Origin of the sequence: Hoylesella nanceiensis DSM 19126 = JCM 15639 (genome assembly GCF_000379965.1) — a bacterium.
Classification (GTDB): Bacteria; Bacteroidota; Bacteroidia; order Bacteroidales; family Bacteroidaceae; genus Prevotella; species Prevotella nanceiensis.
The window spans coordinates 213,125-229,148 of record NZ_KB904328.1 but is presented as its reverse complement, the minus strand read 5'-3'; the positions used below and the strand labels follow the sequence as shown (position 1 = coordinate 229,148).

The following is a 16,024-nucleotide window of genomic DNA, read 5'->3' as shown; positions in this document are numbered from 1 at the left end:
GTGTGGCTCTTTTTATTGCTAATGGCAATGAGTCTAAAGAAGAGAAGTTACTAATTTAAAGTAGAAAGAAAAAATAAACAGGGTATGAATAGAATACTAACATTAGTTGCAACAGCAGCATTCGCATTGTCGTTTGCAAGTTGTTCTGACACTATTAATGACGAAAAAGCAAGCAACAACGGCTTGCCAAAGTACGAATTAACTGTAAACGTAGGCTCACCAGAGACTCGTTCTTTAAAAGTAGACAACAATAAGGTAGTATCTTATTGGGAAGATGGAGAAAATTTCTTAGTTTATCAGGTTACAAACCCTGATACTCGCTTAACATCATATTCATTCTTAAGTCCTTCAGGCTTACCAAGTGGTGCTAAAAGCGCACGCTTAAGAGGTGAAATCGAAGGCTCTTTAGCTAAAGGACAAGAGCTTGCTTTCTTATATCCAGGTAATGCTTTGCAAACAAATATGCAAGGTTCGGTTCGTTCAAGTGTTCGTTCTGAAGATACAGAGGTATATAAAATTATTGAACCAATGGAGAAAGATGGTGACGAATATGTTCCAAGTAAAAAGCCATCTTTGCGTTTAGGTGTTAACATCTCACAACAAGAAGGAACTTTAGAAAGCCTTGGTAAGCTATACGACCTACAATATGGTAGAGCAGCTGTAACAGAATTGAAAGATGGTAAGGCAACTGCGACAGTGAATAGCATGAGCAGAAAGGTGGCTATTTGGGCTATTTCATTCAAAAATAAAGATGCAAACGCTTCTTTCGGTAATATTGATTATGTTGCAATTCTTGGTGTAAAGCCAACTGGTCAGCTTGATCTTAAGACAGGAAACTGGGAAAATAATGGTCAAGAAGGAACAGGAACTGTTACTTTAGCAAAGAAAGATGGAAGCCAAATGAATGGTTCTAACACTTTCTATGCAGCTATTATTCCAGGTAGATACACAGATGTAACTGTGATGGTTGCTGCTAATAACAAGTACTATATCGCAAAAGTTAAGAACGGAAAAGAGTTTAAAGAGGGTGAAATTTACACCAGCAAGTCTGTTCCTGTGTCTGCAAAAGAAACCGATAAGCCTTATGTTAGCGTAGCAGGTGTGCAATGGGCAAAAGGTAACTTCATTCACTATAAGGACAAAGCAACCAACCAAGAGTATTGGGGAATTGCGCCAGCACAATGGTGGATCTCTCGTTATGCAGACAAAGAGCAAAGAGGTGGTGCTTCAGTTGTAGGTTCTCAGTTCTTTGAAGATGGTTATGAAGACAATGTAAATAATACCGACTTGTTTAGATTTGGTGCGATAGAAACAGCTCTTGACTTTACTTCTGATAAGGGAAAGAGTATGCCAATATATAAATCTCTTGCTAAAAAATGGTATGTGAGCGATCGTCTTCTAGCCCGAGAAACTACGGATTATAATGAAGTCAAGGCTGGAGACATAGTTTATTATCATACTTTTAAAAAGCATAACAAGTATCGTATGCCTGAAAAAACCGAGCTTGAAGGCTTGTTAAACGTTAACTCTTGGGCTGCATATTGCTACACTGACAAGGGAAATAAGGTATATGGAATGTATTTCTGCGATGTAAAAGCAGGTCAAACAGCAGTGAAAGCAGCCAACTTGAACTTTAAGAAGAGCTTCTATAACCTTCCTGATGTAACCCAAGAAGTGCGTCTTGGTCATGGATTGTTCTTGCCACTAAATGGTAACCGTAGACGTAATAGTCCTAAAGTTACTTACCGTGACTTATTGGGAAGAAAACTAATTTATCCATATTCGATGTATATGTCGGCAACAGAGTCTGGTGCAAACCTTCGAAATTGGGACTTAGTAATTGGCGGTAGCTTTAATATGGCGGTTGCAGACATACATTATGGAAAAACTATTCGTCCTGTATTTGTAAGCACAGATGATCAAAAAGATACCTTTGCTCCATTCAATGGAATCAGATAAGCAAGATTTTAAGAATCCTTGTTTTATTTATTAAGAATTAAATATAATAGAAACTCTCGCATTAGCAATAGGCTTTTGCGAGAGTTTTTTATTGGTCTTGCACAACATCTTTCGTCTATTTAAAGGGCGAAGAGTTGCGATTTAAAAGTGAAGTTGCAGAAGTTGCAGACTAAACTCAATGCTTTTACCCTCTAATTCCATAGCTTTTGCACTGTAAACTCACTGCTTTTACACCCTAAACGCAATGCTATTTGTGGAGTGATGCACAGAAATGTACAATCAGCTGCAATTTAGTTGATGAAGAAGGATTATGCTTTCCCCCTCCTTGTTGTTGTGCACCGTGACACAAAGGTGACGCACATCGTCTTCAAAAGTCTCAGGATTTAGAGCCGATTTCTTCATTGCCGAGCGATAGTTATAAATGGTTTGAGGCGAATAGAACAGTAGGGTAGCAATCTCAGAACTTTCTTTTATGCCCAAACGAATCAGCGCAAAGATACGCAGTTTGGTGCTCATCGTTCCGTCGCTTTCGAGCGATACCTGCTCAGAAGGTTGCAGAAGTGCCGACAACTCTTCGATGAACGAGGGGTAAAGGGCAAGAAATGCCTTGTCGAAACGAGCCATAAACACAGCAGCATCCTCTTCCGACATACGAGAAGACGATACCTTTGTGAGCAATTCATTCACCCTATTGGCCATAATTTTGCGTTTCACTGTGCTCTGATACTTCGTCAGTTTGTCGATATACTTAGCGCACAAGCCAATGTAAAGCTTTGCCAGTTCCTCTCGTTTGTTGTTGGTTTGTAACAAACGCTCATTCAATTCTTGTAGCAGTTCGTTGTTGCTCGACAGCTCTTTCTTGTTAGTTTTGAGTAGATTATTTTGTCGAATAATAAAGATAAGCGAAATAATCATGCCGATAGAAAGTAGCGTAATGATGGCGATAATAATCAATCGATGCGTGTTTTGCTTGTTAATCACCTCTTTATACGTTGAGGTGATGATAGGAAGTTTGCTCGAAATCTCGAAAGTTCTTAATCGGTTGTTATAAAAACGAGCGTCTTCCATCGAAATATTGATGTATTTTTCAGCCCTTTCAATATTCTTTGGGTTGTTATTGAGCAAGTGTACGGCAAGGTCTTGCAATGCAATATTGTCTTTAGTGGGGCGCACAATGTCACTGATAGCCGCCTTAATAAGATATTCTTCGAACACCGCTTTATTCTCAGTGTTGCAATATGCCACCATGAAAGCAGCCGAAGCGTAAAGCCGATCCGATGGAGTGGAGTGGCGAAGAGCCTCTAAATAGAACTTTTCTGCATGCTCCATGTCTCGCTCTTTGTAGTTGGTATATTCGCCTAACATATAATAATAGGTGGCAGTTTCTTTCTGAACCACCTCAAGAGCATCTTCAATACTCTTAATTTTCAGTGCTTCGTATTGTGAAGCATATTCACTGTCGGTGCAATATTCGCCCCATAAGCCATACACTCTGTATAGGGTGAAGTCGTATTCAAAGCGCAGTTGTGGCTCGAGTGCTTCTCGTTTGATGTCGGCAATACTACTAATGGCTTCGTGATAAAAGCCTCTTGTGCCCAAAAGCAGTGCTTTGTGCAATTGATTGAGTGTGATATAATAGGGGTTGTTGATGGCTTTTGCCAGTTGAAAGCCTTTGTTTACGTAGGTCATAGCAGAGTCGTAAACAAACGAATTATAGTTATCGTAGATCTCGTTGTATAGCTTTAGGCGTTTCATATCATCGTTACAGCTCTTTGCCGACGCCTTTAATAGGTCTAATTGGCGTTCTTTTAGCTCTACATAATATTCTCGTTTCTTTATAAAGCTATCGAGTTGTGCCAAAATATTCTTGTTCCTCGCCTCTAAGGGTAGAGCAATAAAAAGTAATAAGCATATGATGGGTGCGATAACCCACTTGTTTTGACAATTGAAAAGCAAATCTTTTTGCATGTGATAAACTTGTTTTTATGGTGAAAAAGGCTCTTTTAGTCTTCTAAATGCAAAGATAAGAATTCTTTTTAAATAAAATATTCTACTTTAAGTAAAATCTAATTGTTATATAAAGATCTAAATATCAGTATTTTATATCTTTACTTAAAATACATAATTCTACTTTACCTATACTCAATGATGTATTTAACCGATTTATATTTTATATTTGCACTGTATTAAAAGCAATGCGAGTGTATCTGCATTTCGAATGTAGGAAGAACACAAGCACACGGCAAGTCGTCTTCAATATCGTTCGAAGGAACCGACAAGAAGAATGTACTTCGATTCAAAAGAGTTTAGGTTTTAAAAAGAATAGTGAAAATAGATTAGTTTATTAGTTATGACAATGTGGAGAGAGACCTGCTCTTATTCATTTTGAGTGGGTCTCTTTTAAAACAGAAAAACATAGCAATGAATGCAGAATTAAAACGCCTTATCTCTTTAATATGATGAAAAGAAGGATATAAAGGCCGTTTCCTTTCTTTCAAAGAAGACCACGAAAGTAATTGAATAGTAAAAATATCAACCCAAGACAGAGTTAGAATAATAGTTGATTAGTTGTTCTTATGCAATTTACCTTGCTAACAATTAGAGCAAACTTTTATTGCGACTCATAACTAAACAATGCGTATATGAAAATAATATCTTTATGTTTATGTGCATTAATGATGCCTTTGTTGCTCGTTGCACAGCAAGTAAAGTCGCCTAATGGCAATGTAGTGGTGTCGTTTTCATTGGTAGATAACGGCGTTCCTACTTACAAAGTGTCTTATAAAGGCAAACCAGTTATTAAACAATCTCGCTTAGGCTTAGAGTTAACTCCTTCGCAAAACGATGGAATTAAGGCCGAAGACACCAACTTAATGAATGGTTTTAAGGTGAGTAACACAGAGACTTCGTCTTTCAAAGAGGTGTGGAAACCAGTGTGGGGAGAGACCAGTAGCATCTTAAATCACTATAATGAGATGGCTGTTTCGCTAACACAAGAACACCCAAATCGCACTATCATTGTTCGATTCCGTGTGTATAACGATGGTATGGGCTTGCGTTATGAGTTCCCACGTCAAAGCAATTTGGGCTATTTCATTATCAAAGACGAGCACACTCAGTTTGCAATGGCAGGCGATCATACCGCTTGGTGGCTTCCAGGAGACTACGATACACAAGAATATGAGACTGTAACTTCAAAGCTATCTGAGATCCGTTCGAAGATGAAAGCAGCGGTTACAGACAATACTTCGCAAACAACTTTCTCAGAAACAGGCGTTCAAACATCGCTACAAATGAAGAGTTCAGATGGCTTATACATCAATCTTCACGAGGCAGCATGCGTGAACTATCCTACAATGCACCTCAACTTAGACGATAAGAACATGGTGTTCGAATCGTGGTTAACCCCCGATGCACAAGGAAATAAAGCCTATATGCAGGCTCCACGCACCACTCCTTGGCGTACACTCATTGTTAGTGACGACGCAAGAGACATGCTTTCGTCTAACCTTATACTTAATCTTAACGAGCCATGTCAATACGATGACACCTCATGGATTAAGCCAGTGAAGTATTGTGGCGTATGGTGGGAGATGATAGTAGGCAGAAAAAGCTGGAGTTATACAGACGAATTCCCAGCCGTAGAGATTGGAGTTACAGACTTTTCTAAGGCAAAACCAAACGGAAGACATGGCGCAACGACTGCTGAAGTGAAGCGTTATATCGACTTTGCAGCGAAGAATGGGCTCGATCAAGTATTGGTAGAAGGATGGAATATCGGTTGGGAAGACTGGTTTGGACACTCTAAATTCAAGGTATTTGATTTCCAAACACCTTACCCCGACTTTGATATTAAGGCGTTAAATGAATATGCTCACTCTAAAGGAGTGAAGCTACTGATGCACCATGAGACCTCTGCTTCAGCGATGAATTACGAGCGTTACATGGAAGATGCTTATAAATTGATGAATAAGTATGGCTATAATTCAGTGAAAAGTGGCTATGTTGGAAACATTATTCCACGTGGAGAGCATCACTACGGACAAGTAATGAACAACCATTATCTATACGCTGTGACCGAAGCAGCTAAGCATAAGATTATGGTTAACGCACATGAAGCAACCCGACCAACAGGACTTTGCCGTACATATCCTAATCTTATAGGTAATGAAAGTGCACGAGGTACAGAGTATGAAGCATTCGGTGGAAATAACCCCGACCATACAGTTATATTGCCATTCACACGACTTCAGGGTGGACCTATGGACTATACGCCTGGTATTTTCGAAACACAATTGAAGAATTGGAGTAGCAATCAATCGTATGTTCACACCACATTGGCAGGCCAATTGGCTCTTTATCTTGTGATGTATAGCCCACTTCAGATGGCAGCCGACTTGCCCGAGCACTACGAAAAGTATAGCGATGCCTTCCAATTCATTAAAGATGTGGCAGTAGATTGGGACGATTCAAAGTATATCGAGGCAGAACCAGGCGACTATATCACTGTTGCTCGTAAGGCAAAGGGCACTGACAACTGGTTTATTGGTGGCAAATGCGATGAGAACGGTCATAAAGCTGTTATCAAACTCGACTTCTTAGACAAGGGAAAGACATACGAATGTACTATCTATAGCGATGCTGCTGATGCAGATTATGAAAAGAATCCAAAAGCATATAGCATCATTCGCAAGCAAGTTAAGCGTGGAGATGTATTGAAAATCAATGAAGCTCGTGGTGGTGGATTTGGTGTTTCGCTCCTCGTTAAGAAATAAAACGCATTTCACATAAGGCTCTTTCGCTCCTCAAAAGGAAAGAGAGAGCTTATTCAACACATAGAAAAATTGTAGTAATAGATATAATTTCAGAAATCGTTTATTTGTAGTTTATTTAACTCTACCAACTAATTATGTAGAATCTGCATAGAGGCAGTGATGTTTCGAGAGATTTATTGGATGTTTGTTGTGATAGAGTTAGAAGGTGTTTACGATGTGAATCGCAGACACCTTTTATTTTATTTCCGCCTTAGAGTGTAGAGGTCGAAAGCCTATTGCATTGCCCTTGAAAATCAATCATTTAGGTGTTTGTTTAAAAACTCAATGCTTTTACCCTCTAATTCCATAGCTTTTGCACTGCAAACTCATTGCTTTTACACCTCAAAAGTAGTGCTTTTATGAGCCCAAATAAAAAACCTTTCGAGGCAACTTTCAACCCGATATGTTTTAAGCGTCGAATAGTTGCTAATCAACTCTTTTGTATCTCGTTTTAAATCAATATGCAATTTGCTTCAAGATGTTCGTTTGCAATGCTTGTTTTTACTTGGTGATGTGATAAAAAAATACTATTTTTGTAGCCTAAATAATAATTAATCATAAAAAATGAAGAGCATCATTCAACGCCTTGTGCACATTATTTTAGCTCCAATCCAACTAAATTTTGTGTTCTTTATCTTTATGTATTTCCTTGGGTGGCTGTGCTCTTGGGAAACACTTCCTAATGTATGGTGGATGAAGCTGTATAAAAATTTGTATTTAGAGCTATTCATCGACCTTTATTTGGTGTGTGCTTTCTTGGCCATTTTGCCCCTCAAAGTGCGACAGATAGTGCGTTTTCTCTTCTATCTCATAGGCTATTGCATCGCAATTGTCGACGTTTACTGCTTCACTAAGTTCGATTCTACGCTCAATCCAACGATGTTATTGCTGATGTTTGAAACCGATTCACGAGAAGCAGGAGAGTTTCTTCGCTCGTGTTTGTCGGCAGATGTCTTGTTAGGAGGCGTGGGTCACATTCTTCTTCTCATGCTTTTCAACATCATTTTGGCGTTCCATCGCTCATTGCTAAAGCTCTTCTGCAAAAATAAAGCAGTGTGTTCGTTTGTCGAAAAGGTGCGTCATTTCTTCGTAAAACCCCTTACTTCTTATATCACCGCAGGCGTTATAACCCTTTGTTTGGTGTTAGCAGTGGTCACAACAGCGCACAATAAGGGCAAGATCTATAAGCTTTTAACCGCCCAAAACATTGGAGATGCCGAGCATCAGCTAACAGAAAACGAACATGCCGAGTTGTATTTGCCCCTCTATCGATTGGCTTTCAGCTTGTATGCCAATTCACTTGTGTCGCAACAGCTCGACCGTTTGATTGAAGTTTCAAAGAAAGTAGAAGTAGACAGTTGTGAGTTCACCTCGCCAGACATCGTTCTTATCATCGGAGAAAGCTACAACAGACATCACTCTTCGCAGTATGGTTACATCAAACCAACCACTCCTCGACAGATAAAACGACAGAAACAAGGTCGCTTAATACCCTTTACCGATGTAGTAAGTCCATGGAATTTAACCAGTTTTGTGTTCAAACACATGTTTTCTACCTACACTGTTGGCGACAAAGGAGAGTGGTGCGACTATCCACTTTTCCCCGAATTGTTCCGTAAAGCGGGCTATCATGTCACCTTCATCACCAACCAATTCCTACCAAAAGCAGGCGAGGCGGTGTACGATTTAAGTGGAGGTTTCTTCTTAAACAATGCAGAATTGAGTAAAGCACAATTCGATACACGCAACGATAAGCTACATACTTACGACGAAGGACTGCTTCATGAGTATGATTCTTTAAAGGAACAAAGTGGCAAGAACAATCTTTTCATCTTCCATTTAATAGGTCAACACGTTAATTATCGTCAGCGAAGTCCTGACGATAGGAAGAAGTTTAAGGGCGAAGACTATAAAGAAATGAAGCCAAATCACGACAATAGAGAGCGCAGAATATTGTCTGATTACGACAATGCGATATTGTATAACGATTCAATTGTCGACCAAATCATTCGTCGTTTCGAGAAAAAAGAGGCGATAGTGATATATGTTCCCGACCATGGAGAAGAGTGTTTTGAAGGTGATATGCATTTCTTTTGTCGCTTACACTCGGCAAAAATAGATGCACGTTTGGCGCATGCAGAGTTCGATATACCCTTTTGGATCTGGTGTTCAACCAAGTATTCGGTGCGACATCCAGAGATAGTGCGAGCCATTCGCAAAGCTCGTAACCGCAAATATATGACCGATGCGTTGCCACATCTATTGCTTTATTTGGGTGGAATTAAAACAAGTGCCTACAAAGAGGAGCACAATTTGATTTCGCCTAACTACAACGAACATCGCAAGCGTTTATTAAAAGGAACAACCGATTACGACTCTTTGAAATAAAAAGCATTGCTTTTAGCTTGCAATAGCACTGCTTTTAGGTGCTAATAACATTGCTTTTGCATCGCAATAGCATAGCTTTTCAATTACAGCAGCAAAGTTCTTCAATTGTAATAGCATAAAAAGGTCTTTTTAAAGACGATATAACAAGGTTTGAATAACAAAGAAATGAGTGTCGAAAGAATCAATAATAACTCAGAATCGATAGTGAATAGTGGTGCCATTCGAGGTCTTGCAATCCTCGGAATCATTCTTCATAACTATTGTCATTGGCTTAGTGGTATTGTAAGAGAGAACGAATACACCTTCAAAAGCAATAATGTGCAAGGCATGTTGCATGCTTTTGCGTCGCTCGATAGCAACTTTTTGTTGCATATCATATCGTTCTTTGGGCACTATGGCGTGCCTCTTTTCCTCTTTTTGAGTGCTTATGGACTCGAAAAGAAATATGCTTCGCAACCCCTAAGCGTTCCTTTGGCAGGCTTTATGGGTCATCATTTTCGCAAACTTTGGGGCATGATGATAGTGGGTTTTGCTGCTTTCACCATGATAGACCTCATCACTCCAGGCTCATATCACTACACTTTGGGCAATGTTGTGGGGCAAATAACAATGACTAACAACCTCTTTACCAACCCAGATAGAGCCATTTGGCCAGGTCCTTATTGGTTCTTTGGCTTGATGTTACAGCTCTATTTGATTTATCGAGTAGCGATTTTCCGTCGCAGTTCGTGGGTGGTTGTCTTCTTAATTGTGCTTTGTTGGCTTGTGCAAGCCGTGTGTTTGCCCACGTCTGACATGCTCAATCAGTTGCGTTACAATTCTATTGGAGGCATTTTGCCCTTTGGTTTAGGCATACTTTACGCACGATTTGAACCTAAAGTTTCTCTTTCGGCCTGCTATCTCCTTGCCTTTGGCTCGTTGATAGGCATCTTTTTAGGTAGTTTGCACTATCAAACATGGTTCGCAGTGCCTGCTTTTGTGTGCGTTTTTGGACTCACTTTCGTTCGAGTCTTGCCCCAAGTGCTTCAAAATGGCTTAGCTTGGGTAGGCTCAATCTCGGCTGCTTTGTTCGTAAGTCACCCCATAACACGCAAGATATTCATACCCATTAGCCGACAAGGCGATGTGTATTCGGGCTTAGTGCTTTACTTTTTAGCCTCGATAGTCGTTGCCATTGTGTTTAAACGCCTCATTAAATTGGTTTCAGATGAGTTGTTCAAGAAATAGAGATGCACTCACTTCACGTCCTGTTTCGGTTGAGCTAATCAGCAAATATCGCACAGAATTAATGGGAATAGCAATGCTTTTAGTTGTTCTTTTCCATGGTTATGTGCCCCAAACGAGTTGGTTTTATGGCTTAAAACGAATGGGAAACGTGGGAGTTGATGTCTTTTTATTTCTTAGTGGCATTGGTCTTTGGTTCTCATGGCGTAGCTGTCCCAACCTAAAACACTTTTATAAGCAACGCTTTTTGCGTGTTTATCCCACTTGGTTGCTATTGGCTTCGTGCTTTTATGGCTTTCATTTCTACCTCAAAAGTGGCTTTAGTAACGATGTTTTCGACCTCTTAGGCGATGTAATAGTGCACCTCGACTTTTGGTTACACGGCGAGTTAACCTTTTGGTATATACCTGCTTTGATGGCATTATACCTCGTTTCGCCTTTCTATATCCAACTTGTTAACCGCAACAGACTCTACACTTGGCTGACAATAGTGCCCATTGTGTGGTGTTGTGCCGTTGCTTGGATAGCCCCATTGCACCATGCTTTGTGGCATCTAGAAATCTTTTGGAGTCGCATTTCGATATTTCTCATCGGCATTAATATGGCTCCTTACATTCTTCAAAAGAAGACCTTTGCCCCCAACACACGCCCTCTTTTGTGGGTTATCTTCCTCTTTCCCCTTGTCGTAGCTTGCTATTTAGAGCAGTGGGAACATGGACATTACCCCTTATTCATCAACAGAATGTTATATATTCCAATCACTATTTCAGGCGTTTTGATAGCCAGTGAGGCATTGCAACACACCAACAAGGTGGTAAAACAATGTTGGGCGTTCTTAGGTTCGATAAGTCTTGAGTTGTATTTACTACATCTCCACTTTATATTGGTGCCCCTTCAGCGACACCATCTCAATTATTTTGTAACCCTTGTGTTGTGCCTTGCCATCAGTATTCCATTGGCAATGCTTGTTCAACGCATTGTTTCATTCACATTAAAACATATCAATAGATGAAATCAATTGTGCAGTTAACTCGCCCACATCAATGGGTAAAGAACATATTTGTGCTGTTGCCGTTGTTTTTTAGCGGTAGTCTTTTTCACCCAACAGCCCTTTATAGTAGCGTGATAACCATGCTTTCGTTTTGCTTCATTGCCTCTTCTGTTTATTGTTTCAACGACATCTACGATGTAGAGGCAGACCGAAAGCACGACGTGAAGTGTGCTCGTCCTATTGCATCGGGCAGAGTTTCTATCACAACCGCCTATCTTTTAATGGCGTTGATGTTGGCAATTGGTGTGTCGTTAGCCTTTCTTTTGCCCGAAAATAGATATGAAACGCTCGGCATTTTGATGTTTTATTATGGTATGAATCTATGCTATTGCGCCAAACTAAAGCAATATGCCATTATAGACGTGTGCATTGTGGCCTTTGGTTTCGTGTTAAGAATCTTGTCGGGAGGTGTTTCTTCGGGCGTAATGTTAAGTAAATGGATTGTGTTAATGACCTTCCTTTTAACCCTATTCCTTAGCTTTGCCAAGCGAAGAGATGATGTGTTGAGAATGAATGAGACAGGCGAAGCACCTCGAAAGAATACCATTCGATATAACACTACATTCATAAACCAAGCCATTACCATCACTGCTGCTGTGACATTGGTGTGCTATATCATGTACACTGTATCGCCAGAGGTGCTCGAAAGGTTCAATACTGAATACTTATATCTCACTTCAATCTTGGTACTCATCGGCTTGTTGCGCTACATTCAGCTCACTGTTGTAGACAAAAAGAGTGGCGATCCTACCAAAATTCTATTGCACGACCACTTCACTCAAGCTGTTGTTGTGGCGTGGGGAGCATCGTTTGCCATCATTATATATTGTCTATAACTCACCACTTCAATTGAAACAGCTTTGCAAAAGCAATGTATTTGCCCTGTAAAAGCACTGCAATTGCTTGTTAAAAGCAGCTCTTTTACACCCTAAAAGCAATGCTATTGCCACGCAAGGGCGCAACAGCCCATAAACAAAGACTTGTGAGAAGGAAAACGAAAGGATTATGAACGAGAAAAAAAAGCTTATTACCACCGACTTCGACGGAACGCTTACCACGCACGATACCCTGCTTCTTTTCATTCGATATGCTAAAGGAACGAAGGCGTTTTATAAGGGATTTATGGCTCATTTGTGGTTGCTTGTGTTGATGAAGCTGGGTTGGAAGAGCAACGAAAAAGTGAAAGAACAACTCTTTTCCTATTATTTTAAAGGCACAGAGATAAGTAAGTTTAATGAAATATGTTGTAACTTTGCCCACGAAAACTGCTCTATTATGCGCCCCAAAGCCCTCGAAATGTTGCGAGAAGCACAGAAAGAAGAGGCTATTGTGGCGGTGGTTACGGCAAGTATCGATAACTGGGTGAAGCCATTTTTTAGCGAAGTGTGTCCCAATGCCATTGTGGTGGGAACACAAATCGAGGTGAAAGACGGCATTGTTACTGGCTCGTTTGCATCGAAAAATTGCTATGGTGCCGAAAAGGTGAATAGAATTAAAGAGCTGTTTCCAGACCGAGAACAATATCACATCACTGCTTATGGCGATAGTTCGGGCGATAGTGAAATGCTAAAATATGCGGATATTCAACATTATAAACCATTTAGAACCTAATAAACGCAAGGCGCTTGCCGAAATGTTGCGCTTTGTTTTGGTGGGAGGAACAGCCACTGCGTTGCAATATGCTATTTATATTGTGGCATTAAAGGTGATGAATCACAACTTAGCTTTAACGCTGGGCTATGGTATTAGTTTTATATTCAACTTCTTTGCAAGTACTTATTTCACCTTTAAAGTAAAGGCTAACGCCCGCAGAGGCATGGGCTTTGCCTTGTCGCATGTGGTGAACTACTTTATGCAATTGGGTGTTTTAAATGCCTTTTTATATATAGGTGTACCGCAAAAACTGGCTCCTTTGCCTATGTTTGCTGTGTGTGTGCCCATCAACTTTATATTGGTTCGCTTTTTCTTAACTAAGAAATAGTCTACAATTATCTATTGATCGATTTATACAAGTAAAATAATTATACAATGAAAAAAATCTTTTCATTATTCAAAATACAAAAGGAAGAACGCTTATTGGTGCTTTTCTTCCTTGTTGTTTTGGTGGCTTTAAATGGTTTAGTGATCAATCTTTACTATGATAAGTTCACTCCTTTTACCCGATTCTACTGGCCTTTGTTTATCAGAAACTTTCATGTTTCGGGCTTTGATCCCATCACTTACTCGATAATTAGCGACTGGTGGGCGGGCTATAACGTATATCGTCACCCCTTGTTGGCGTTCTTTATGTATCCGTTCTACCTGCTTAACAAACTGTTAATGTATATAACGGGTATCAATTGCGCCATTTTCATTATGCCATTTCTGCAAACTTTCTGCGGAATATACGGCTTTGTGTTCTTCTATCGCATATTGCGTACATCGCTGAAACTACGTCGTTTCGATGCAAGTTTATTAACGATAATGCTCTTTTCGTTTGCTTACATTTTGCTGTCGTGCATCGTTCCCGACCATTTCATCATGTCGTTCTTTATGCTTGTATTCACTTTGTATGTGGCTTCGCAACGAATTGATAAACAACTGTTGCTCACTAAGACGCAAACCATTTTGCTCTTCGTGGTAACGGGAGGTATTTCGCTGAACAATGGCTTAAAAGTTTTCTTGGCATCTCTATTTGTTAACGGCAAAAAGTTCTTCAATTGGCGTCACCTTCTCTTAGCTATTATCTTGCCATCTGCAGTGATGTGGGGTGTAAGTAAGTGGGAATATAAGGCGATGGTGTGGCCCGTTGAAATGCAACGAAAGGCTGATAAACAAAAGAAAGACAAGGCTTTGAAGGCAAAGCAGATTCAACAGAAACTGCAAGAGGAACGAAAGCAGAAGGAAAAAGAAGAGGCTTCGACAAAGGAATTGCTTTCTTTTAACTCGCAAGTGCAGAATAAGCAGGATTCGGTTGCTAAGCCTGTGCAAACTCAAACCAATTCGGTGAAGAAGAAAAAGCAGCCTAAGCAGGGCGCACCTATTAGCGAAGGGCAGTTTATGAGATGGACGGATGTCACTACTTCTCGCACTTCTTCTATCGTAGAAAACCTGTTCGGAGAGGGCATTCAGCTACATCAAGACCACACGTTAGAGGATGTTTTGCGCAATAGACCAATGATTGTGCCTTATAGATACATATTTAATTATGCTATAGAAGGACTTCTTTTGGTGCTGTTCTTGGCGGGTTTGTTCGCTGGTCGCAAACAAAAGCTCATGCAGTTGTGCGCTTCGTGGTGGCTGTTGGATATGGTGTTGCACGTGGGTTTGGGCTTCGGTATCAACGAAGTGTATATCATGACGGCTCATTGGGCATTCGTTATTCCTCTTGCTATCGCTTATCTTTTCAGGGTAATGCAAGGCAAAGCGTTGTCGATAGTGCGTGTCGTGGCTGTGGTTATCACGCTGTTCCTGTTCTTATGGAACGTGAATTGGTTGGTAGTAAACTTGATTTAAAGTGGCTCTTAGATAGATCTTGACGGGTGAAAAGTGGCTTTTTGCGCTTTTACACCTTATATAATATAGGGCAATCTGTCATTCCTTAGAAGGGAATGGTGGGTTGCCTTTCTTTTGATATGTGTGTAATTGGGTTGTTATAACATTCTTATAACGAGCTAATTGCACGATGATACACACTTTGATACACAGCTTTTATGGTGCAACACGCTTGTTGTTGTACTAATTTTGTGGTGCAATCGAGCAACAATTGGTTGCACATTATTCACCAATAACAAATCAAGAAAGGAGGAAAGTATGGTATAATATCATCTAAAAGCAATGCTCATATGAGCCATTAAGAATGAAATCACATTTTAATAACCTTGAAATTGAATGATTATGAAAACAGAAAAAAAGAGTATTTTCGCTATTATTATCAAAGTGTTGATAGCTATTTCAACCGCATTGTTAGGCGTTTTGAATAATAACGAAGCAGAAAGTAACTGAATGAATCATTGTTCTTCGAACGTAAGTGTAAGGAAATAACGATCTAATACACATCGAAATGAAAAGCAATAGAGGTGAGTTCGCACCCCGAAAGATCAGTATTTATGATTGAGGCGATGACCTTTTGCATCGCAAAAACATAAAAGATGGGTAAGCGTAAGGTATCAACTACCGCGCTTACCCTTTTTCGTTGTTTCGTTATTTTATCTCTAGAACAACGAAAACCGACACTAATTTGTGTCCTCTTGAGCCTTGAAAACAATTTATGATTTACCACTGTAAACCCTAACTTCTACCTTAAGAAACTGATTACCTCTTGAATCCTACTATTAATAATACCAGAAAACGTATGCATTTCTAATGTCGTTTAGAACGACTTTCATTGTAATTTATAATCATGATAAGAGATATTCGCTCCTAAGAGCTAAGGAAGGCTGTTTTAATTGTGCTTCTGTTATTTTACAGAACTTATATTTCTTTGTTGCGAATATAGTGATTTTTGTTTTAAGTTATCACTTTTTTGTGAATTAGTTTCATTCAATTAACGTAAATAAGTTCTTTTATATAATAATAATTAAAATAAGATATAACAAAATGTAAATTA

11 protein-coding genes are annotated in these 16,024 nt (G+C 39.7%); 10 read left to right on the top strand and 1 reads right to left on the bottom strand.

The genetic code is table 11. From position 1 onward, the window contains the following. Positions 1 to 84: 84 nt before the first annotated feature. Positions 85 to 1,959 carry a fimbrillin family protein gene (locus A3GM_RS0104035; RefSeq protein WP_018362109.1) on the top strand — a complete coding sequence of 625 codons (1,875 nt, stop codon included), beginning with the start codon at positions 85 to 87 and terminating at the stop codon, positions 1,957 to 1,959. Positions 1,960 to 2,238: 279 nt separating this feature from the next. Here A3GM_RS0104035 and A3GM_RS0104030 read toward each other — a convergent pair whose 3' ends face one another. Further along, positions 2,239 to 3,819 carry a DUF6377 domain-containing protein gene (locus tag A3GM_RS0104030; RefSeq protein ID WP_240430784.1) on the bottom strand — a complete coding sequence of 527 codons (1,581 nt, stop codon included), beginning with the start codon at positions 3,817 to 3,819 and terminating at the stop codon, positions 2,239 to 2,241. 782 nt (positions 3,820 to 4,601) lie between these two features. On the opposite strand from A3GM_RS0104030, the gene A3GM_RS0104025 reads away from it, so the two are divergent. The 9 genes from A3GM_RS0104025 (at position 4,602) to A3GM_RS11745 (ending at position 15,420) form a co-directional block, all read left to right on the top strand. Beyond that, positions 4,602 to 6,734: a glycoside hydrolase family 97 protein gene (locus A3GM_RS0104025; protein ID WP_025829862.1), complete on the top strand. Its 2,133-nt coding sequence runs from the start codon at positions 4,602 to 4,604 to the stop codon at positions 6,732 to 6,734. 603 nt (positions 6,735 to 7,337) lie between these two features. Next, entirely contained in the window at positions 7,338 to 9,161 is a 1,824-nt protein-coding gene (locus tag A3GM_RS0104020) for a phosphoethanolamine transferase family protein (protein ID WP_018362106.1), read from the top strand. 165 nt (positions 9,162 to 9,326) lie between these two features. Continuing rightward, positions 9,327 to 10,388: an acyltransferase family protein gene (locus A3GM_RS0104010; protein WP_018362104.1), complete on the top strand. Its 1,062-nt coding sequence runs from the start codon at positions 9,327 to 9,329 to the stop codon at positions 10,386 to 10,388. Then, positions 10,369 to 11,397 carry an acyltransferase family protein gene (locus A3GM_RS0104005; RefSeq protein WP_018362103.1) on the top strand — a complete coding sequence of 343 codons (1,029 nt, stop codon included), beginning with the start codon at positions 10,369 to 10,371 and terminating at the stop codon, positions 11,395 to 11,397. The genes A3GM_RS0104010 and A3GM_RS0104005 overlap by 20 nt, the downstream gene beginning before the upstream one ends. Further along, the gene (locus tag A3GM_RS0104000; protein WP_018362102.1) at positions 11,394 to 12,272 is read left to right on the top strand and encodes a decaprenyl-phosphate phosphoribosyltransferase; all 879 of its coding nucleotides are present in this window, start codon (positions 11,394 to 11,396) and stop codon (positions 12,270 to 12,272) included. Before A3GM_RS0104005 ends, A3GM_RS0104000 begins: the two co-directional genes overlap by 4 nt. 169 nt (positions 12,273 to 12,441) lie before the next feature. After that, positions 12,442 to 13,047 carry an HAD family hydrolase gene (locus A3GM_RS0103995; protein WP_018362101.1) on the top strand — a complete coding sequence of 202 codons (606 nt, stop codon included), beginning with the start codon at positions 12,442 to 12,444 and terminating at the stop codon, positions 13,045 to 13,047. Then, positions 13,010 to 13,417, top strand: a complete 408-nt coding sequence (locus tag A3GM_RS11500) for a GtrA family protein (protein ID WP_026216116.1) — start codon at positions 13,010 to 13,012, stop codon at positions 13,415 to 13,417. Before A3GM_RS0103995 ends, A3GM_RS11500 begins: the two co-directional genes overlap by 38 nt. 47 nt (positions 13,418 to 13,464) lie before the next feature. Continuing rightward, positions 13,465 to 14,931 (top strand): DUF6080 domain-containing protein, encoded by a 1,467-nt coding sequence (locus A3GM_RS0103985; protein WP_018362099.1) that lies wholly within the window; start codon positions 13,465 to 13,467, stop codon positions 14,929 to 14,931. A 381-nt stretch (positions 14,932 to 15,312) separates the two neighbouring features. Beyond that, positions 15,313 to 15,420, top strand: a complete 108-nt coding sequence (locus A3GM_RS11745) for a DUF6486 family protein (protein WP_219480830.1) — start codon at positions 15,313 to 15,315, stop codon at positions 15,418 to 15,420. Positions 15,421 to 16,024: the final 604 nt, after the last annotated feature.